Below are 20,246 nucleotides of genomic sequence, written 5' to 3'. Positions count from 1 at the left end.
GTTTAAATTTAAAATTAGGGAGACTAAAGATGTTGTATCGAAAATTCGGAAAAACAAATGAAGAGGTTTCGGTTCTGGGGTTTGGTTGCATGCGCTTGCCAGTTATCGACGGGGTTCAAAACAATATCGATGATGAGAAAGCTATTGAGATGTTACGATATGCCATTGACCATGGGGTGAATTATATCGATACCGCCTATCCTTATCATGGCACCGGTTTTGATAAAGGTGGCGAGAGCGAACTTTTCGTGGCCCGGGCCTTAAAAGGTGGCTATCGCGAGAAAGTTAAAATCGCGACCAAGCTTCCGTCATGGCTGATTCAGTCACGAGCAGATATGGAGCGATTATTGGATGAACAGTTGAAACGGCTGGAAACCGATACGATCGATTTTTACCTGCTGCATGGACTTAACCGAGGTTTCTGGCAAAATCTGAAAAATCTGGGAGCGCTTGAATTTCTGGATCAGGCGATCAAAGACGGTAAAATCAAACATGCCGGTTTTTCGTTTCATGATGACTTTGATTTATTTGTCGAAATTGTCGATGCTTATGATTGGTCTTTTTGTCAAATCCAATACAATTATCTGGACGAAAACTATCAGGCCGGTAAAAAAGGTCTGGAATATGCGGCCGCCAAAGGAATGGGAATCACCATTATGGAACCCATCAGAGGCGGGTCTCTGGTTGATAAGTTACCCCAGGAAGTTTTAGCCGCTTGGGAGAATGCACCAATCAAAAGAACCCCGGCACAATGGGCACTGCGATGGGTTATGAATCATCCTGAGGTTTCCGTGGTGCTTAGTGGCATGACGACGATGGAGCAGGTGGTCGATAATATCAATACCGCCAATGCAGGGGCCGCCAATTCATTAACCAATGAAGAACTGGCGTTAGTGGATTTTGCCAAGAAAACAATAACCGCTAAGATGAAGGTCAACTGTACAAACTGCCGGTATTGTATGCCATGTCCATCCGGGGTTGATATCCCCGGACATTTTGCTCTTTATAATAATGCTTTTTTATTCGATGCACTACCAAGAGCCAAAGGTCTATATGTGACGATGTTTCCGCAAGATGCCAAAGCCTCCAATTGCGTTGAATGTGGAAAATGTGAAGAACATTGTCCGCAGAATATTGCCATTATCGAGGAATTGAAAAATGTCAGAGCTGCCTTGGAATAAAGTTGACGCTATAAAATCTCCGTACCTTAAAGGTGCGGAGATTTTTTTAAGAAAAGAATAAAGGGGATTGACTTGGAGTGAACTCCAGATGATACAGTTAGTAATATCAATGCGATACACGCGTAAAACCAGAGGTGAAAATGGAAACACAGGAAATATTAAAAAAAGTAAAAACGGGAGAGATCTCTGTGGAGGAAGCAGAGCTTTTTTTTCGTCGGCAGCCTTTTGAAGAAATGGGCTATGCCAAACTGGATACTCATCGAAAGATGCGATCCGGTTTTGCCGAGGTGATCTTCTGTAGCGGCAAGGCAGATGCCCATTTGCTGAATATATTTGGAAAGCTTTATGAACAAGATGGAGAGGTGATGGGAACTCGGGCCTCACACCATCAATATGAAATGATCAAAGCAGCCTATCCGGAAGTTGTTTACGACGAGATTTCCCGGATTATCAAAATCGAAAAACCGGGCAAACAACGGGTCGGAAAAATTGCCGTCTGTTCGGCCGGAACTGCCGATATCCCGGTGGCCGAAGAGGCTGCCCAGACGGCTGAGTATTTTGGCTCTCATGTGGAACGACTTTACGATGTCGGTGTTGCCGGGATTCACCGGATTCTTTCCCAATTGGATGTGATCCAGAGTGCCAATTGCGTGATTGCGGTGGCCGGGATGGAAGGTGCTCTGGCCAGCGTTATTGGCGGGCTGGTGGACAAGCCGGTAATCGGGGTGCCCACCTCTGTTGGCTATGGTGCCAGCCTGGGTGGTATTTCGGCGCTACTGACAATGATCAACTCCTGTGCCAATGGGATCTCGGTGGTTAACATCGACAATGGCTATGGCGCTGGTTATACCGCCACCCAGATTAACCGCTTGGGGGTGCGATCATGAGCCGGACCTTATACCTGGAATGTTATTCCGGCATCAGTGGTGATATGACGGTGGCGGCGCTGCTCGATCTGGGCGCTGATCAGCAAGTGCTGGAAAGTGCTCTTAAAAGCCTACCCATTAGTGGCTTTGATATTGCTATCAGCCGGGTGAAAAAGGCTGGGCTGGATGTCTGTGATTTTCAGGTTATTCTGGATCACGACAACCATGATCACGATATGGCCTATCTGCATGGTGAGCATCACCTTCCTCACAGCGATGGACATGGTCACGCCCATGATTCGAAGACGGTACATCATCATCCACATCAAGTTAAAAAGACTCATGCCCATGATCATCGGTGTCTGCCCGATATTGTCGGAATCATCAACCAGGCTCAGATCACCAATCATGCCAAGGCATTGGCCATCCAGATCTTTTCGATTATTGCCGATGCCGAAGCCAAAGCCCATGGGGTGGACCGGGAGCGGGTTGATTTTCACGAGGTGGGCGCGGTGGATTCGATTGTCGATATTGTAGCGGTGGCCGTTTGTCTGGACAATCTGGACATCCGGGAGGTGATTGTGCCGGAAGTTTATGAAGGCCGGGGCTTTGTCCGCTGTCAACATGGAACCATCCCCATTCCCGTGCCGGCCGTGACCCATATCGCTGCCAGTCACCAGTTGAATCTGCATATTATCAGCGCCGAAGGGGAGTTGATTACCCCAACCGGGGCGGCCATTGTGGCAGCTATCAAAACTAGTGACCAGTTGCCCAAGCAGTTTACCATTGAAAAAACCGGTATCGGCGCCGGCAAACGAACCTACGACCAGCCCAGCTTGCTGCGGGCGATGCTGATCACCGATAAAACCCAAAAACAGGACTGCATTTATAAACTGGAAACCAACATTGATGACTGTGGCGGTGAAATTCTGGGTTTTGTCATGGAGCGGCTGTTTGAGGCCGGTGCCCGAGATGTCCATTATAGCCCGGTTTATATGAAAAAGAATCGGCCCGCCTATTTGCTCAATGTAATCTGCACCAAAGCGGATATCACAACAATAGAACAGATTATATTCGAGGAAACCACCACCATCGGGATCAGGCGGATTCAGATGGAAAGTACCGGCTTAAAGCGGACTGTTAAAAAAATCAAAACCAGTCTGGGAGAAGCTCAGGTCAAGGTTTGTGAACTGGCATCCGGGAAACGGATTTATCCGGAATACACCAGTGTGGTGGAGCTATGTGAAAAACATCGGTTGGCTTATCAGGATGTTTACCACATCATCAAAAAAGAGTGCGAAGCGGCTGAAGGCATAAGAGGCGTTGAACTCGTTGAACTCAATCGTTTTGAGTTGCCACTATCCTCGTGACTGAGAAAATAATCGGGATGATCAAATAACAAAGTTTGGGAGGATTAAAGAGAAAAAATGGATATTAATAATTTTATGGAACAGTTGAATCGGGGAACGGTGGTTGAAGGTGGCTCGGAAGTCCATCGGATGATGCATGCCATCTCTCAGGAAGCACTGAAACTGACGACGGAGCTCAATGGCGGCTATCATCCGCCGGAAGAAATCCGGGAAATTTTTTCCCGCTTGACGGGCAAACCAGTAGATGAAAATTTTGGATTATTTCCGCCATTTTCTACCGATTGTGGTAAAAATATTCACGTCGGCAAAAATGTGTTTATCAATTCAGGTTGCTGTTTTCAGGATCAGGGTGGCATCTTTATTGGGGATGGGGTTCTCATTGGCCACAATGTGGTGCTGGCCACCCTCAACCACGCTGTCGATCCACAAAAACGCAGCGACATGTTTCCGGCACCAATCCGAATTGGGAATAATGTCTGGATTGGTGCCCAGGCTACGGTGCTTCCCGGGGTTACCATTGATGACGGCGCCATTGTTGCTGCCGGAGCGGTGGTTACCAGAGATGTACCGGCTAATGTGATTGTCGGCGGAGTCCCGGCCAAGATCATCAAAAAAATTGAAATAAATCAGAAATAAATAGTGAAATATCCGGAATAAAAAGAAGGAGGAAACCGGATGCGCAAGATGAAAAAGGTGTATTTAATTTTGGCTTTACTGACCTTATGTTTGTGTTTGGTGGCTTGCGACAGTGGCCAAACCCAGAGAAACGAGCCAGTAAAGCAAGAAAATACAGCGATAGTTAATGAACCGGAAATAACTAAAGAAGTGGTTGAAAATACATCGGTGATGAAAAATGTAAAGATAACAGTAGATGGCCAGGAATTTTTAGCGAATCTTTATGAAAATGAGACAACACTGAAATTCGTCGAAAAACTGCCGTTGACCATTGACATGAGTGAACTTAATGGTAATGAAAAGCTCTATTATTTTGAGAAAGCTTTACCTGTAGCAGCTGAGCAGATTGGAGAAATCCGGGCGGGTGATCTCATGCTGTATGGTGATGATTGTCTTGTATTATTCTATGAAAATTTCTCAAGCTCTTATCGTTATACCCGAATCGCAGCGATCGAAAATGCTGAAGGGTTAGCCGAAGCGGTTGGCAATGGAGCGGTGAGAATTTCGTTCAGCTTATCTGGAGTTTAATCATCAGAAAAATAGATAAGGAGTAAAAATTATGAAAAAACAAGAATTGGAGAAGGTATCTGATTTTGCGTTAGGTCCGGAAAACCTGGGATTGGCCCCGTACTTTATTGGAAAGAGTTACTTAAGTCTTTTGAATGATCAGGAGGTTGACATTTACAATGTTACTTTTGAACCGGGTTGCCGTAATAACTGGCATATCCATCATGGATGTGGGCAGATATTAATCTGTGTTGGTGGCCATGGCTGGTATCAGGAAGCCGGACAAGAAGTTCGGTCGCTGAAAAGTGGCGATGTGGTGTACATCGCAGCGGAAGTTAAGCATTGGCATGGTGCGGCAAAGAACGATGCCTTTGCCCATCTATCATTGACCGTTCCGACGGAAGGTGCCAGCCATGAATGGCTTGAACCGGTGACGGATGAAGCGTATAACAAACTAAAAGTACAGTAAAAACAGAACCATCAATTGCGGTGGCATTCCTGGCTCGAATCATTAAAAGATCGAAAGTGATCCCGAAAATGAAGTGGCCTAATAAACAAAAATAACAATTAAAATATTGGAGGAAAAAATGATTTATCAGAATTTTCAGGACAAAAAACTATCGGCATTGGGTTTTGGAGGCATGCGTCTGCCAACTATTGGCGAAGGCTTTAATGCTCCGGTCAATGAGGAAGAAACAGCAAAGATGGTGGATGTTGCCATTAAGAATGGAGTGAATTACTTTGATACGGCTTACGCTTACCATGGCGGAGCATCCGAAACTGTGTTGGGAAAAACGCTTAAAAATTATCCCCGGGACAGCTATTATCTGGCCAGCAAATTTCCCGGCTATGAAGTCAGAGAAAGCTGGGATGCGAAAGCCCAGTTTGAGGAACAGTTGAAAAAATGCGGCGTCGATTATTTTGACTTTTATCTGATTCACAATGTCTATGAGCGAAATATTGATGTCTATTTTGACGAACGTTGGGGAATTGTTGAGTACCTGATTGAGCAGAAGAAAAACGGGCGAATTAAGCATCTGGGTTTTTCGACCCATGGGCTGAAGCCAACCATTGAGCGCTTTATTGAACGCTACGGCGAACACATGGAATTTTGTCAGATTCAGTTGAACTATCTCGACTGGAAATTACAGAAAGCCAATGAAATCTATGAGATGCTGATCGAAAAGAATCTACCCATTTGGGTGATGGAACCGGTTCGGGGTGGGGCCCTGGCTAGTTTTGACGATGAAAAAACGGCGAAACTTCGGGAACTGCGACCAGATGAAAGCACAGCAGCCTGGGCCTTCCGCTTTCTGCAGGGATTACCCGGTGTGGTAGTGACCTTATCGGGGATGTCAACGCTGGAACAGGTGGAGGAAAACATCAAAACCTATGAATCGATTAAACCGCTAACCGTGCAGGAACAATCAGTGGTTGCGGAAATCAGAGACAGTATGCTCGCGATGCTGCCCTGTACGGCTTGTAAATATTGCTGTTCCGAGTGTCCCCAAGAATTGGATATTCCGACGCTGCTGCATCATTATAATGATCACAAATTCCAACCGGGCTTCATCGCCCCGATGGCGATTGCCGGAATGGATGAGGAAAAGCGACCGGGTGCCTGCATTGAATGCGGTCAGTGCAAACAGGTCTGTCCGCAGAATATTGATATCCCCACGGCTTTGAAAGATTTCCAGAAGATGCTGGATGAAGGGTCGGCTTGGGGTTGATGCTTTTTTAGATTGACAAAAGCGCAGCTGATGAAGTTGATGGATGGAGAATATCGAAAACTGAAAAATTAAAAAGTGGTAGAAAGAAGGAAAAAACACTTACAAAATTTTTGCAGTTCGTATATAATACAATCATTGAAATTTTTAGCGCGTATAATTGTTCAGCGTGAGACCAATCTAGGTCTCACGCTTATTTTTTGCCTAAAATTTTAAAATAATAAGAAGATGAGGAAATGGATAATGGAATTTTACATGAAACTACCCCGCAACAAGAAAGAATTTACACTGTTTATGATGGTGATTTCAATCATCTCGGTGAACATTATTGCCCCCCTGATTAGCTGCTTTGAGGTTGGCTTTAGAATGGACGTCTGGGGAGATGCACTTAAAATAATTCCCTTTATTTGGGTGATCGTGATTGCTCTGGTTTTAATCACCTACAAACCAGCAGGCTGGATGACTGGTAAGATTATAGAAAAGGATGATAGCTTTGCGGCTCATATGGTGGTGAATATTTTATGCAATGTTTTGTTAATGTCGATATTTTTGACCGTCATCGGCCCCTGGATTGGCAACCGTCAAGTGAGTATGGAGCCGATAGTACTGTTTTTCTATAAATGGCCGCGAAACTTTGCCATTTCATTGGCTGTGGAAGCGTTGATTGCCCAGCCCATTGCCCGACTGGTGATGTTAAAACTGCATCAGCTAAAAGATAGGAGGCTTGAAGTTGACAACAGCTGAGTTGGACAGGTCAAAGTTTTGATAACAGAGAAACGGATTCGAAATGTTTAAAAATAAATGCTAAAAAGGATTGACAAAAACCAAAACCCTTGCTAATATGTTAGAAAAAACTAACAAAAGAGGCCATCTTGCTTTGCGGATTGATGATCTCTGACATAAAAAGTGGAGGACGGTATGACGCTAAAATGGAAAGAAACCCTGGAAATGATCACAAATGATGTCTGTTAAATTAAAGATGATTTAACAAAAATTATTCAGATCAGGAGAATTTATAATGAAAAAAGTATCAATTATTTATTGGAGTGGAACCGGAAATACTCAGGAAATGGCCGAAGCAGTTGCCGCCGGAGCAGAGGTAGGCGGTGCTGAGGTTAAGGTTGTCAGCGTCGACAAAGCCAGTATCGAAGAATTGTTAAGTAGTGATGCCATTGCGCTGGGTTGCCCTTCCATGGGGGCCGAAGAACTGGAAGAACAGGAAATGGAACCCTTTGTTACTGAATTGGAAAAAGAAAACCTTGAAGGAAAACCGTTAGCGCTGTTTGGCTCCTACGATTGGGGCGATGGGCAATGGATGGATGAATGGGAAGAGCGAATGAAGAAAACGGGAGCTAATCTGGTGGATGATGGTTTGAAAATCAATGATACACCGGATGAAGAAGGCCTGGAAGCCTGCCGAGATTTAGGTAAACGCCTGACTTCAAGCAGTATCTGAGTAAAATAGTTTAAAATCTCGCGGCAATAGGACATACGTCCTTATTTGCTGCGATTTTTTTTGTTGAAATAAAGACAAAACAGGGGATTAGTTGAAGTTTAATCATAAGTTGCGATGGGATATAAATTTCTGGGATACTCAATATTTTCGATAACAAACACTGGGGAGAAAAACTTTTTTTAATTTTAAATTACCGAAGAAAACACTAAATAGTGATATAATTGAGACTATCGACTCGGTTCTGTTTAGGTTTGACTAGTTTGAGCGTGTTGGAGGAAAATAAAATGAATGTAAAAATGCCGGTTTTGTTTGTTGGTCATGGTTCGCCCATGAATGCAGTTGAAAATAATGAACTTACCCGCGGCTGGGAAGAAATTGCGAAAAAAATTCCCAAGCCTAAAGCAATTTTGTCTATTTCAGCCCACTGGTACACCGCTGAAACCAGAATCAACAACTCGGAAAAACCAGCGATGGTCTATGATATGTACGGGTTTCCCGATGAACTATACCGGGTTGTCTACCCGGCTCCTGGTGCACCGGAGCTGGCAGAAATTACCAGAAACCGGATCAGTCGGACAGTCAAAGTCGATAACACCTGGGGGATTGATCATGGAACCTGGTCGGTGCTGCATCGCATGTATCCTGCGGCAGAAATTCCAGTCTATCAGTTGAGTATTGATATGCGAGCAGCAGCGGAAATCCACTATAAAATTGGACAGGAGCTGACTTCACTTAGGGAACAGGGGGTGTTGATCTTGGGAAGTGGTAATATTGTTCATAATCTGTCCCGGGTAAACTGGGCGCTGGAAGGTGGTTATCCATGGGCAGATACCTTTGATAACTACATTCGACAGAAGATTTTAAACGTGGAACATGGGGCAATCATAGATTACCATTTGGCTGGCGAGTCTTCCAAAGTAGCCTTTATTACCCCCGAACATTTCTATCCGCTGTTATACGTTTTGGGTGCATCAGATGGAGATGACGCGATCACCATTTTCAATGATTCACGCACACTGGGCTCCATATCGATGACAAGCTATTTGATCGCTGAAAAAAATACGGACCAGTAATCGAAAGATTTACAATCAGAAAAAACCATGGCGTGTGTTTATCTCCATGGTTTTTTTCTTTGACACAAGGGTTTTGATAAGATAAGTTAGCAGAACTGAAAAAATCAGTCGTTCTTTTTTTGCATTTCCAATTTTTTCAGCTCAAATTTCTTCTTGTAGTAACAAGCATAAACCTGGGCGTTCTGCTCCTGCTGTTCGCTGACAGTAAGTAAGCGGCACTTATTGATTACCATCATCTGCCCTTTAAAAATGAGATAAATATCTTCCACATCTTTCAGCACTTTGTTGGGATCTGATAATTGATTGATTGTTTCTTCAGCTAAAATCGATAATTGTTTTTTTATTTCAGAATCTGATAACCGTACGGATAAATCAGCCTTGTTTTTACTCTTTTGAGGGAGATTTGTTGCAGTGCTTAAAGGCGATTCTGAAGGAGTCGGGGCTTCTAACGGTGCCGAGGACTCTGAGGGCGCGTTGGCAACGGATTCTTTTTTATCTTTTTTTGTTAATTTCGTACGTCCATGATATTCGTCTCTTGTGATTCGCAAGATGGTTACCTCCATTAAGTTTAGGAATGGGTTTGTTCAAAAATTGATGTTTAAAATTCGATTTGAGAATTCCTTTATTTTACCACTTTTTCTGTGAAATGACTATTATTAAATTCAGTAAGACCTTATCTGTTACAAAAAGAAACGGAAAAGGCTTATTTCTGATTTTGATTTATAGGAGCAACAGCAATTTTTTTAATCCATTTTCGACTTTTCAATCGATAAATACACCAGATAGCTTTGATAATCTGATCAATTTTAAGTAGCGTATAGATCCAAAATGCAGGTAGATGCCAGACTAAACCAGCCAATGCGCCAAGCGGAACCGAGGCCACCCATAAGAAAATAATATCTGCCACCATTAAAAACCGGGTGTCTCCGCCACCGCGCAGGACACCCTTGGTCAGGATGCTGTTGGCAGATTGAAAGATAACAATAAAACCGATGGCAAACATCAGTTGAGCTGCAATTTGTTGGGTTTCTGACGTCAGATTGTAGAGACTGATCATCGGTTTGCTGGTGATCCAGATGATCATGGCACCACAGATGCCAACGGCAATGCCCAGATATAAAAAAGTGATCCCTTGTTGCTGGGCGGTTTCCTCATCACCCCGACCCAGGGTGTGGCCGGTTATAATGGCACTGGCGTTGGCTATGCCCTGGATAAATACGGTGCTGAGTTGCTGAAGAACCAGGGTGATGGCATTGGCCGAGACGAAACTGACACCCAGTCGTCCGATTACCATCGCCACAGCATTGTTGCCAAGGGCGAGTAAAATATCACTGATCAGAACCGGAAGCGCTATGTCAATGTATTCCTTCAAGATATCCCGGCAGCGCATAAAGAGGTGCCTTAGCCGATAATTTATTTTTTTATCAACAAAAAATAAATAACCGCAAATAAATGAGAATTCGACAATTCGGGCAATTAGGGTGGACAGGGCAGAACCCTCTATGCCCATCCGTGGGGCTCCGAAATTCCCGAAGATAAACAAATAGTTGAAGAAAAGATTGATAATAAATGCAAAAATAGACGAAACTAAAGGGAGCCGCACCTGCCCGACACTGCGCAGGACAATGGTGGATGTCAGCGAAAGACCTAAAAGCAGGTAACAGGGAACTGCCCATTTAAAATAGCGCGTGCCTTCCCGGATAATTTCCGGATCAGTTGTATAAATGCGCATGATCGCTTCAGGGGCAAACAAGGTCACCAGCGAAAAGAACAGCGCGAAACCCAGACAGATCCGTAACATAATGGTAATGGTTTTTTTTAAGGCAAGATGGTTTTTCATTCCCCAGAACCGGGAGGTAAGCACGGAAGCGCCCATGCCAATCCCCATGCAACAGATCTGAAAAACCATAATGAACTGATTGGCCAGTGAGGCACCAGACAAAGGTACCTCGCCCAGAGCGCCTACCATCATGGTATCGGTCATGTTGATACCAATGGTAATCAGGCTTTGTAAAGTGATGGGAATGGCAATGGCAGCTACCAGTTTATAAAAGGATGGTTCTTTAATGATTTGATTGATTGGTCTACCTCCCTAAAATTACAGTTTTATTTCTTCATTGGGTTCTAAAATCAGGCGTCCTTCAGCCACAAAGGTTTCGGCAAGCTTACGATCAAACAAAGCGCCCGGTTTCATATGGATGGGGATGCTATGGACGGCACCGATGACTTTCGCGCAGTTCGCAGCTTCCTGAGGATCCATATTATAAAAGCCATCAATCGGTAGCAAGGCATAGTTAATTACTTCTTTGGATAAAACATCTTTCATATAGTCGGTGGTGGATGTATCCCCGGATGCATAGATTTTAATCCCATCAAGCTCAATCACATAGCCCACACACTTGTTTTTGTCATGGCCGGAATTATAGGCAGGAACGGCCTGGATGGTAATCCGATCAATCGACTGACTCCCATAAACCCCATTGATCAGGATGGTTTCCGGCCGGATCACCACACAGTCCTGTTTTTGATGAAGTCGTGCCAAGTTGTTGTGGTCGGGATGCTCATGAGTGATCAGGACAATATCGGCTGGCAGATCGTAACCCTCCCCGGCAAATGGATCGACGTATATCACAATCTCTTTGTCTGAAATAATCCGATAACTGCCGTGACCTTGATAAAATAATTTTCCCATGGAATGCTCCTTTAACAAATTTTATTAATCGATTTTTTGGATTCAATGTCGCATATAAATGCTGATTTAGCACCATAAATTAATCTGTTATTTTCAGTTTATCGCCATGAATTGTTTTTGTCAAAGGAATTTAAGAAGAAAGAACAGTTAGTAGGGAAGGTAAGAAGAATTAGCAGGACAAAAGCCGGGAAGGGAAAAGAGACAAAAAATAAAAACAACGGCTCTTCGACGAGTCCGTTGCTTTCATGAAAGGTTAGAATAGTTTAAGTGTTTGATGATGCTTTGCTTGTTTATAATATACATGGGAATACTTAAGTACATCTTGAAATGATTCTTGATTAAGAATTTATTAAGAAATTCTAATATAGATGTTGATTTATTTTTTTAAAATAATGGAGTTTTTTTCAAAAATACTGGTAACATATTCAAGAAATGTTCGACAATCAAAGTCCTTTATATGCTATAATAGCTTCGTATAACTTTATTCTGCTTAAGCAATTTTGTTTGCGACTAATCATTATCTAATGATCAGCGGAAGAATTGTTTGATAACCAAAAAATTTAGTATAGATCGTTTTACCGCACCTTTGGATTCAGTTTATTATCGTTAAGAAAGAGGCAATGAGAGAGGGCATAATGAATAATCAACATTTTGTTAACAAGGCTTTTCGGGTATTTGTCATCAACAGCATCCTTTCCTCAGCCGGGGTGGTTCTGGGAACCTTTGTGGATGCCATCATTCTGGGAAATGCCTTTGGTGAGGTTGGTTTGTCGGTACTGGCAGTTTCAATGCCGGTATATATGGTTTACAACCTGTTCGGTTACGCCTTCGGGGTCGGCGGATCCCTGAAAGTATCGGAGTCCATCGGTGCCGAGGATAAAGATGGGGTCAGGATCAATTTTACCCAGGCGATGTTTTTTGCGGCGGCAGTGGGATTGATTATTGCAGTATTGGGAATGTTTTTTTTACCAGAAATTATAGGTCTCACCGGGGGGGCAGGTATTGCTGCCGCCGGGGATTATATGTGGCCGATTGTAATAACCGCCCCAATATTCATTCTAGCTCCAGTGATGTCGCTGATGATTCGCAGTGACGCCGATCCGTTTCTATCGACTTTGGGTATCAGCGTTTCAGTGGTCGTAAATCTGGGGTTGGACCTGATCTTCATCTTTGGACTAAACATGGGGGTGTTCGGCGGGGCTCTGGCCATGGTTATTGGACAATTGGGTGCGATTGCCGTTTACTCCCTTCACTTTTTTAAAAAGCATAATCACCTCAAATTGTGTCAGACTTCCCTTAGTCTCAAAGCTGGCTATCAACTTTTTCACGGCGGCTTCGGGATTGCATCGGCCTTTATTTATCAGGGGATCACCCTTGTCATTATTAATAATCTGCTAAGTGTGACAGTGGGGGTTGGAGGACTGGCCGTCTATAATATCCTTTTTAATGTCTCGTTGTTTGCCTATGCCATATTTGATGGGATTTCATTGGCCTTAGCGCCGCTGGTGGCAACTTTCGCCGGAGAAAAGGATACTGAAGGGGTTTATAACACCATGGGCTTGTCGTTGAAGACGGCCGCTTTACTCAGTGCCTTATGTGCATTGGTGTTACTTATCTTCGCCGAACCGATCGCGGCCATGTTTGGGGTAGCCGATAATCTAACTCTGGTGGCTCAGACCATCCGAATCTTTGCTTTCGCGGTGGTACAAACCTGCTTTAACTGTGTGATGGCGCATTTTTATCAGACGATTAAGCGACCAACCCTGGCGGGGATTATTTACTTTATGCGGGGCTTCTTACTGTTGATTGCCTTTTCGGCCTGGTTTATTCCGGTTTTTGGCGTCATGGGAACGGCTTTTGCGATTGTGTCAGCGGAAACAGTAACGATGGTGATCCTGCTCGTCGCAGCGCTGGTGCTTAAGAAACAGGGCGGGTACCGAAACGTACTATTGTTCAAGGAACCCATTATAGCAAAGGATAAAATATATGAAACGACCCTTTCTTCTGACATTAAAGAGCTGGAGAAATGTGTCGAAGAGATCGAAGCTTTTTGCGAACGGCTGGATATTGACAGTAAGAATGCTTATTTTATTAATTTGACCATTGAAGAATTGGCGGCCAATATTATTAATTTCGGCTTTAATGATGGGAAATCCCATTTTATCCATATAAAAATTGCTCTATTTGAAGAAGATATCTACATTCGGCTCAGGGACGACAGCACCAGCTATAACCCCTTTGAAGAATCGGAAAAACCCGATGAAGCCCTGGATTATCTGGGCGTATCGATTGTTCGCAAGAAAGCAAAATCCTTTGCTTATAATCGAACGCTGGTATTCAATAATCTGCTTATTATTCTGTAAAAAAGGTGGTACCAATGAAAGAACCAAAAATTATTCGTCGAATAAGTCTTAAAACAAAATTTGCCTCAGCTAGTATGATTCTGGCCATTTTTCTTTGTGTGATTATTGTTCTGATCTCCTACTTCAGTTACCGTGATGAAATGTTTAAACGGTATGATGAGAACATTTCATCACTTGTTCACACGGCGGCGGCTTTAGTGCCGGCAGATAAGGTGAATCAGTACTATGAAACTCAGCAAACGGATGCGGATTATGATCGATTGATTGAACAATTTCAAATCATTCAGGAACAGAACCATCTTGAATATCTGTACGCCTATGTTCCTACCGCGGATGGGTTCAAAGTTTTTGGTCAGGGAACCAAACCAGGGATGGAAGGTCATTTTGTGCTGGGTGATTTTTTGGGCACCGACTATTATCCGCAAGCCGATATTGATGCGGCAAATAATCTCTTTACCAATCCCGATGCGCCGAAGACCATTATCTCAAATGATAGTGAGTTTGGTTATCTGATCAGTGCCTTTGAAGTGATGCGGGATGCCCAGGGAAATCCGATCCTGGTGGTCGGGGCAGATATGTCGATGAAGGATATTAATTCGACCCTCAATGCCTATATCATTTTAGTATCGTCCATTGCGTTGCTGATATTTGTTTTGTTTATCACGATTTACCTGCTGTTCTTAAACAAATCAATCATCAATCCCCTACAGGTTATTGTGGATAACGCAAGCGATTTTGTCAATATCAACCTGGACGAAAATCTAGGCGAGATTGTCGCCTTGAACATCGATGTGAAAACCGGTGATGAAATCGAAATTCTGGCCGAAGCCTTCAACAAAATGACCAGCGACATCAGCCGCTACATTAAAGAGCTGACCAGCGTTACCTCCGAGCGCGAGCGGATTGAAACTGAGCTGCGGATTGCTACCCTGATTCAGGAAGGCATGTTGCCCCGGAACTTTGAATATCCGGACAGGCATGAATTTACCCTTTACGCATCGATGCGAGCCGCCAAAGATGTGGGCGGCGATTTCTACGATTTCTTTTTTGTCGATGATGATCACTTCTGTATTACCATCGGTGATGTATCCGGAAAAGGGGTTCCGGCGGCGTTATTTATGGCGATGACCAAAGCGACGGTTAAAGATCTGGTGCTCAGACGTTTGCCAGTCGATGAGGTTATGACCGAAGCCAACATTAATTTGTGTAACAACAATGAACAGGGCATGTTTGTCACCTTGCTGATTGCCATTATTAATGTCAAGACAGGCGTGTTTCAGTGGTGCGATGCCGGACATGATCCAGCGATTATCTGGAAAAAAGATGGCACCGTTGAAATGCTAACCGGCAAAAAAGGTTTTGTCTGCGCTGGCATGGAGACCGCCAAATACAAGATGAATGAATCGCAAATTGAAAAAGGGGATATCATCTATTTGTATACCGATGGGATTCCCGAGGCGAATAATACCAAAAATGAATTTTATGGACTGGAACGCCTGAAAACATTGGTTGCTTCAAAAGATGAGCATGATATAAAATCACTGTGCGCCGATATCTTAGCGGATGTGGATGAGTTTGCGGACACGGAACCGCAGTTTGATGATATCACCATGCTCGGATTTAAGCTTGAGGAGTAGCAGGATGGATATAATCATCAGAGCTGGGCAGGAATTGACGGTCGAGGATTTTGAGGCGACGTTAGACCTTGACCGCAAGATTTTTGGAAATGAAATTTTGACCAACCAGGGTATGGCGTTAAAACGGTTTTTGAAGTTTAAGGAAGGACTTATTGCCGCTTATGCCGAGAATACGCTGATGGGCTTTATCAGTTTTTTTGGTGTCGCTGCTTCAGTTTATCAGCGGGCTGTTTTCGAACAGGAGTACATTGACGATAACCTTGATGTACGTGAAGTTTTGCCACTGGAAAAAGGACGGCCAAACAATATCCTGATCCTGGATTTGGCAGTTGATGAATCCTTCCGACATCAGGGCATCTCAAAGCGATTACATGAAATACTCTGGAATTATTTAAGGCATAAACATAACCAAGGCTATCTGATTGAGCGGGTATTTTGTTTTGCAATTACAGCCGAAGGATGTCAAAGTATGAAATTTCTTGGTGCCAGAGCGATCTGGTCAAAAGATAATGTGACCCTTTTTGAACTGGGAAATGAAGTATTCCTGGAGCACTGATGAAATATGTTATTGAAGAGTTCAGTGACGGCCCCATTTATCTTGTGAACAGTAATGTTAAAGACAATCAGATTTTTTGCCAGAGACTAGGATTTCACTCGATCAAAACGATTGATGTGATGGGAGTTTCAGTGGATTTGTTAACCAACAGTAAAGGAGATCAGATAAGATGAAAAGATTGACTGTTAATGCATCGACAGATAACCTGCCAAAGGTACTCGAATTTATCGATAGCGAATTGGAGACAGCGGGGGCCAGTATGAAAATGATATTTCAAATTGATCTTGCTGTGGAAGAAATTTATGTAAACATTGCCCACTATGCCTATGCCCCGGATGACGGCAACGTGATCATTCAATTTGATTCCTATGGTGAACCCCCGCTGGTCGAAATTCAGTTTATTGACCAGGGGAATCCCTTTAATCCTCTGGATAACCCGGATCCGGACATCACCTTGACGGCTGAAGAGCGTCAAATCGGCGGGTTGGGTGTGTTGATGGTCAAAAAAAGCATGGATGAGGTAGATTATCGTTTTGAAGAGAACGAGAACATATTGACCATTAAAAAATTGGTATCCTAAATTAAGATAGGTCGTTTTATCGTATCGAATAAAAAAACGAGGGCTGGAGTTGTTTGATTAACACTGGTTAGAAAGCATTTGGATTTCTTCAAAAATTAACAATAAATATAATGGAGGCGATTGATGAAACGCATTTTTGTAGGCTTGTGCGTATTGATGACATTATTGCTAGCCGGATGCAGTCAGACGGTAGCACCCCTTCCGCCGGTGGAAACGGCAAAAATCGGAACGATGATTGGAACATTGAGTGAATCACTGGCCCCCGAAAAATACCCTGAGGCAGAAATCAGCCGTTTCAACAATTATGTCGATGAGTCGGCCGCGATGATGGCGGGAAAAATTGACTATGCCATCATGGATTATGCAACGGCCCAAAATTTTATTAAAAATAACGAAGGAACGACGATTTGGTCAGAGCCATTGACCGATGAAGTAACCGCGATGGCTCTTAAAAAAGAGAATACTGAGCTTAATCAAAAGATTAATGGGGTGTTGAACAGATATTTAAGTGATGGTACCGTAGATGAAATTAAAGCGCACTGGTTTCCGGAAGAAGGCGGGGCATATGAAATCGTTGACGTACCCAAAAATGCCAGCGGCCCGGTGTTGAGGGTTGCCGTAACATCCCTGACCGAGCCCCGATGTTTTGTCAAGGATGGGGAGCTGACCGGCATGAATGTCGAATTGATGAGCCGTATTGCTTATGAATTGGGGATGCAAGTTGAATTTCAGGACATGGACTTCAAAGCAATGATTGATAGTCTCCAATCGGGAACGAGCGATGTGATTGCAGCCATGTATAATACCCCGGAACGGTCTCAAAAAGTCGATTTTACAGCTGGCTATTTTCCCAATCCTCAGGTTTTTGTTGTTATGGAAGATCGGATCGAGGCAACTGAAGGGGGCCAGACAAGTCAGCAGACGATAAGCAGTAGCAGTGATCTGAACAAGGCTGGCTACATCATTGGCGTACCGGAAGGAACCCCACCGGAAGAGGTCGCCAAAGAATTCATGCCCAACGCTGATATTTCCTATTTCACTCAGTTTATGGATGGCGTGGCAGCATTAAAAAGCGGTAAGGTCACAGCGGTGATCTATGACAGCTCCGGGGTTGATCGGATTCTATTAAGCAATCCGGATCTGGTTAAGCTGGAGGAAGAACTGGGAAACATCGAGATTGCCGCCGTGGTGAGTTTGGAGGATGCAAAGCTAAATGACCAGCTTAATACCTTTATCGGTCAATTTCAGGCGGATGGCACCGCTGCAGCGATGGTTGAGCGGTGGATAAGTAATACTGGTGGGGTAATGCCAGATATTCCCAAACCGCTAAACCCGGAGAAAAAGATCACCATTATTACCAACGGATTAACCGAACCGATGAACTATTATGAAAATGGCCAACTAACCGGTTATGATATTGAATTTATGAAGCGTTTCGCCAGCTATGCTAATCTGGATTTTGAAATCATCACCATGGATTATGCGGCAATGATCCCGGCGCTCCAAAGCGGCAAGGGCGATGTGATCATTTCGGACTTTTTCAAAACCGACGAACGCGGCCAGGAAGTTCTCTACAGTGATGCCTACGTGGTGCTGCATAACAGTGTCCTGGTGCGAAAAAGCATGTATTCCGGAAATAGCGAGAATGTTGAGGGAACGGTTGTGACCAATCAAAGCCAGACTGGTACGGGCAGTTTTTTTGCCTCGCTTCAGGACAGCTTTAACAAAACATTTATTGTCGAAGACCGCTACAAGCTGGTGTTAGAAGGGCTTTGGACAACTATTGTTATTTCGATGCTGTCGCTATTCTTTGGCAGCTTCCTGGGCGCCGTAATCTGTGCCATGCGCAAGTCCCGGTTAAAGATCGTATCCGGACTGGCGATTGTTTATATTCGACTGATTCAGGGGGTGCCAATTGTCTTAACCCTGATGATCCTCTATTACATTTTGTTTGCATCAGTGGATATTCACCCGATCCTCATTGCCGTGGTGGGTTTCTCGATTAACTTTGCCGCCTATTCGGCGGAGATCTTTAGAACCGCCATCGATGCCACTGACAAAGGACAGCTGGAGGCGGCCTATGCGCTGGGATTTACCAGGGTATCCAGCTTTTTCAAGGTAACCTTGCCCCAGGCACTGCGTCACATTCTGCCGATTTTCAAGGGTGAATTTATCAGTATGGTAAAGATGACTTCGGTGGTCGGTTATATTGCCATTCAGGATTTGACGAAAATGACAGACATTATCCGGAGCCGGACCTTTGATGCTTTTTTCCCGCTGTTTGTGACCGCTTTTATCTACTTTGTGATCACCTACCTGTTTATTATCGTGTTGGGAAAAATCGAAGTTCAGATCGATCCTAAACGCCGGAAACGGGTGGTCAAAGGGATTGTCGATCCGGAAGTGAATCCGCTGGAGGTGACGAAATGATAACGATCAACGGTCTATCCAAAAGTTTTGGCCCGTTACAGGTGCTGGAAAATATCAGCACCGAGATAAAAGAAGGCGAAGTCATCTCGATCATCGGGCCATCGGGCTGTGGGAAGTCAACCTTTCTACGCTGCATCAATTTGCTGGAAACCCCGACAAGTGGTGAGATCGTCATTGATGGCCAGAATATCTTGGCTAAAAATGCCGATGTCTCCGCCCTGCGCCAGAAAATGGGAATGGTGTTTCAGTCTTTCAATCTCTTTTCCCATCTGATGATCATTGAAAACCTGATGCTGGGACCTGTTAATTTATTGAAGGTGCCCCGGCAACAGGCCTATGATGAAGGGTTGGCCTATCTGGAAATGGTCGGGCTCCGATCAAAAGCCCTGGCCTTTCCCGATGAATTATCCGGCGGCCAGAAACAGCGGGCGGCGATCGCCCGAACCCTGGCGATGAAGCCGGAGATTGTTTTGTTTGACGAACCCACTTCGGCCCTGGATCCCACCATGGTCAGTGAGGTACTGGGGGTTATCCGCAAGCTGGCATCAACCGGGATGACAATGATGATTGTGACCCATGAGATGAAGTTTGCCCGGGATGTCTCCAGTCGGGTGTTTTATATGGATGAAAAGGGGATCTACGAAGACGGATCGCCGGCAGAGATTTTTGATCATCCCCAGAAGGCCAAGACGCGGGCGTTCATCCGAAAAATTTCATCCTTTGAATATATTGCAGCGGGCAGCGGTTTTGATCTCTATGAACTCAATGCCAAAATCGAAACCTTCCTCAAAAAGCAGATGTTTACCGATCGCCAGATTATGAATGTCCAACTGGTTTGTGAGGAGTTGATCCTGGCAATCCTGCTGCGGGAGTTTCCCAAGGCCACCGTCGCACTTCTGGTGGAGTATTCGGATTTAAGTGGTGAGGTCACCATCCAGGTCAGCTTTGACGGCGACACCTATGAACTGGAAAAAGCAGCGGAAAATGAACTGTCCCTGGCGATTATTCATAATTATGCCAAATCCTTAACCGTTACCAATGAAGCGGGCCGAAATACGGTGAAGATAATTATTTAAGCGAACCATTGATAAATTCACTGTACTGTAACGCTTTTACCAAACGCCTCCGGGTCA

The 20,246-nt window shown here is 44.2% G+C and carries 18 protein-coding genes and 1 pseudogene; 16 read left to right on the top strand and 3 right to left on the bottom strand.

What is annotated here, in order from left to right; genetic code table 11:
• Positions 1–29: 29 nt before the first annotated feature.
• The 10 genes from A3KS_RS0103430 to ygiD all read left to right on the top strand — a co-directional run bounded on the left by A3KS_RS0103430 (position 30) and on the right by ygiD (position 8,855).
• On the top strand, positions 30–1,181 hold the full coding sequence (locus A3KS_RS0103430; RefSeq protein WP_026393722.1) for an aldo/keto reductase: 1,152 nt from the start codon (positions 30–32) through the stop codon (positions 1,179–1,181).
• Between the two features lie 140 nt (positions 1,182–1,321).
• A complete protein-coding gene (larB, locus tag A3KS_RS0103425) occupies positions 1,322–2,068 on the top strand; it encodes a nickel pincer cofactor biosynthesis protein LarB (RefSeq protein ID WP_026393721.1) in 747 nt (248 codons plus the stop codon).
• Positions 2,065–3,417, top strand: coding sequence for a nickel pincer cofactor biosynthesis protein LarC (gene larC / locus A3KS_RS0103420; protein WP_026393720.1), 1,353 nt, complete (start codon positions 2,065–2,067; stop codon positions 3,415–3,417). The genes larB and larC overlap by 4 nt, the downstream gene beginning before the upstream one ends.
• A gap of 57 nt (positions 3,418–3,474) precedes the next feature.
• Positions 3,475–4,053 carry a sugar O-acetyltransferase gene (locus A3KS_RS0103415; protein ID WP_026393719.1) on the top strand — a complete coding sequence of 193 codons (579 nt, stop codon included), beginning with the start codon at positions 3,475–3,477 and terminating at the stop codon, positions 4,051–4,053.
• Positions 4,054–4,092: 39 nt separating this feature from the next.
• The gene (locus A3KS_RS19890; RefSeq protein WP_026393718.1) at positions 4,093–4,620 is read left to right on the top strand and encodes a cyclophilin-like fold protein; all 528 of its coding nucleotides are present in this window, start codon (positions 4,093–4,095) and stop codon (positions 4,618–4,620) included.
• A gap of 31 nt (positions 4,621–4,651) precedes the next feature.
• Positions 4,652–5,068 (top strand): cupin domain-containing protein, encoded by a 417-nt coding sequence (locus tag A3KS_RS0103405; protein ID WP_026393717.1) that lies wholly within the window; start codon positions 4,652–4,654, stop codon positions 5,066–5,068.
• Between the two features lie 118 nt (positions 5,069–5,186).
• On the top strand, positions 5,187–6,329 hold the full coding sequence (locus A3KS_RS0103400) for an aldo/keto reductase (RefSeq protein WP_026393716.1): 1,143 nt from the start codon (positions 5,187–5,189) through the stop codon (positions 6,327–6,329).
• A gap of 240 nt (positions 6,330–6,569) precedes the next feature.
• Positions 6,570–7,070, top strand: a complete 501-nt coding sequence (locus tag A3KS_RS0103395; protein WP_026393715.1) for a hypothetical protein — start codon at positions 6,570–6,572, stop codon at positions 7,068–7,070.
• Between the two features lie 274 nt (positions 7,071–7,344).
• Positions 7,345–7,782, top strand: a complete 438-nt coding sequence (locus tag A3KS_RS0103390) for a flavodoxin (RefSeq protein ID WP_026393714.1) — start codon at positions 7,345–7,347, stop codon at positions 7,780–7,782.
• Positions 7,783–8,066: 284 nt separating this feature from the next.
• Positions 8,067–8,855, top strand: coding sequence for a 4,5-DOPA-extradiol-dioxygenase (gene ygiD, locus A3KS_RS0103385; RefSeq protein WP_026393713.1), 789 nt, complete (start codon positions 8,067–8,069; stop codon positions 8,853–8,855).
• A gap of 104 nt (positions 8,856–8,959) precedes the next feature.
• Here ygiD and A3KS_RS0103380 read toward each other — a convergent pair whose 3' ends face one another.
• From A3KS_RS0103380 to A3KS_RS0103370, 3 genes are all read right to left on the bottom strand, one after another.
• Positions 8,960–9,403 carry a hypothetical protein gene (locus tag A3KS_RS0103380; protein WP_026393712.1) on the bottom strand — a complete coding sequence of 148 codons (444 nt, stop codon included), beginning with the start codon at positions 9,401–9,403 and terminating at the stop codon, positions 8,960–8,962.
• A 155-nt stretch (positions 9,404–9,558) separates the two neighbouring features.
• The gene (locus A3KS_RS0103375; protein WP_341349825.1) at positions 9,559–10,899 is read right to left on the bottom strand and encodes an MATE family efflux transporter; all 1,341 of its coding nucleotides are present in this window, start codon (positions 10,897–10,899) and stop codon (positions 9,559–9,561) included.
• A 54-nt stretch (positions 10,900–10,953) separates the two neighbouring features.
• Complete coding sequence (locus A3KS_RS0103370) at positions 10,954–11,547, bottom strand: MBL fold metallo-hydrolase (protein ID WP_026393710.1); 594 nt, start codon at positions 11,545–11,547, stop codon at positions 10,954–10,956.
• Positions 11,548–12,182: 635 nt separating this feature from the next.
• Here A3KS_RS0103370 and A3KS_RS0103365 point away from each other — a divergent pair.
• From A3KS_RS0103365 to A3KS_RS0103335, 6 genes and pseudogenes are all read left to right on the top strand, one after another.
• Positions 12,183–13,910 carry an MATE family efflux transporter gene (locus A3KS_RS0103365; protein ID WP_026393709.1) on the top strand — a complete coding sequence of 576 codons (1,728 nt, stop codon included), beginning with the start codon at positions 12,183–12,185 and terminating at the stop codon, positions 13,908–13,910.
• A gap of 14 nt (positions 13,911–13,924) precedes the next feature.
• Positions 13,925–15,547 carry a SpoIIE family protein phosphatase gene (locus A3KS_RS19885; RefSeq protein ID WP_051355628.1) on the top strand — a complete coding sequence of 541 codons (1,623 nt, stop codon included), beginning with the start codon at positions 13,925–13,927 and terminating at the stop codon, positions 15,545–15,547.
• Positions 15,548–15,551: 4 nt separating this feature from the next.
• Entirely contained in the window at positions 15,552–16,103 is a 552-nt protein-coding gene (locus A3KS_RS0103355) for a GNAT family N-acetyltransferase (RefSeq protein ID WP_026393708.1), read from the top strand.
• Between the two features lie 169 nt (positions 16,104–16,272).
• The gene (locus A3KS_RS0103345; protein ID WP_026393707.1) at positions 16,273–16,683 is read left to right on the top strand and encodes an ATP-binding protein; all 411 of its coding nucleotides are present in this window, start codon (positions 16,273–16,275) and stop codon (positions 16,681–16,683) included.
• Positions 16,684–16,806: 123 nt separating this feature from the next.
• Entirely contained in the window at positions 16,807–19,113 is a 2,307-nt protein-coding gene (locus tag A3KS_RS22270) for an ABC transporter permease subunit (RefSeq protein WP_051355627.1), read from the top strand.
• Positions 19,110–19,826: pseudogene (locus A3KS_RS0103335) on the top strand (amino acid ABC transporter ATP-binding protein); the annotation flags it as partial. The gene A3KS_RS22270 and the pseudogene A3KS_RS0103335, both read left to right, overlap by 4 nt.
• Positions 19,827–20,246 lie beyond the last annotated feature (420 nt).

The sequence above is a fragment of the Acetobacterium malicum subsp. dehalogenans DSM 11527 genome (assembly GCF_000472665.1).
In the GTDB taxonomy this organism is placed as follows: Bacteria; Bacillota; Clostridia; order Eubacteriales; family Eubacteriaceae; genus Acetobacterium; species Acetobacterium malicum.
The sequence above is the reverse complement of the archived record's forward strand: the minus strand, read 5'-3'. Positions and strand labels throughout refer to the sequence as shown.

Excerpts from the sequence above, each read along its gene's own strand:
- A3KS_RS0103390 (WP_026393714.1), top strand. The coding sequence starts at position 7,345 with ATGAAAAAAGTATCAATTATTTATTGGAGTGGAACCGGAAATACTCAG.
- A3KS_RS0103345 (WP_026393707.1), top strand. The coding sequence starts at position 16,273 with ATGAAAAGATTGACTGTTAATGCATCGACAGATAACCTGCCAAAGGTA.
- larB (WP_026393721.1), top strand. The coding sequence starts at position 1,322 with ATGGAAACACAGGAAATATTAAAAAAAGTAAAAACGGGAGAGATCTCT.
- larC (WP_026393720.1), top strand. The coding sequence starts at position 2,065 with ATGAGCCGGACCTTATACCTGGAATGTTATTCCGGCATCAGTGGTGAT.
- ygiD (WP_026393713.1), top strand. The coding sequence starts at position 8,067 with ATGAATGTAAAAATGCCGGTTTTGTTTGTTGGTCATGGTTCGCCCATG.
- A3KS_RS0103400 (WP_026393716.1), top strand. The coding sequence starts at position 5,187 with ATGATTTATCAGAATTTTCAGGACAAAAAACTATCGGCATTGGGTTTT.
- A3KS_RS0103395 (WP_026393715.1), top strand. The coding sequence starts at position 6,570 with ATGGAATTTTACATGAAACTACCCCGCAACAAGAAAGAATTTACACTG.
- A3KS_RS22270 (WP_051355627.1), top strand. The coding sequence starts at position 16,807 with ATGAAACGCATTTTTGTAGGCTTGTGCGTATTGATGACATTATTGCTA.
- A3KS_RS0103415 (WP_026393719.1), top strand. The coding sequence starts at position 3,475 with ATGGATATTAATAATTTTATGGAACAGTTGAATCGGGGAACGGTGGTT.
- A3KS_RS0103405 (WP_026393717.1), top strand. The coding sequence starts at position 4,652 with ATGAAAAAACAAGAATTGGAGAAGGTATCTGATTTTGCGTTAGGTCCG.
- A3KS_RS0103355 (WP_026393708.1), top strand. The coding sequence starts at position 15,552 with ATGGATATAATCATCAGAGCTGGGCAGGAATTGACGGTCGAGGATTTT.
- A3KS_RS0103365 (WP_026393709.1), top strand. The coding sequence starts at position 12,183 with ATGAATAATCAACATTTTGTTAACAAGGCTTTTCGGGTATTTGTCATC.
- A3KS_RS0103430 (WP_026393722.1), top strand. The coding sequence starts at position 30 with ATGTTGTATCGAAAATTCGGAAAAACAAATGAAGAGGTTTCGGTTCTG.
- A3KS_RS19885 (WP_051355628.1), top strand. The coding sequence starts at position 13,925 with ATGAAAGAACCAAAAATTATTCGTCGAATAAGTCTTAAAACAAAATTT.
- A3KS_RS0103370 (WP_026393710.1), bottom strand. The coding sequence starts at position 11,547 with ATGGGAAAATTATTTTATCAAGGTCACGGCAGTTATCGGATTATTTCA.
- A3KS_RS19890 (WP_026393718.1), top strand. The coding sequence starts at position 4,093 with ATGCGCAAGATGAAAAAGGTGTATTTAATTTTGGCTTTACTGACCTTA.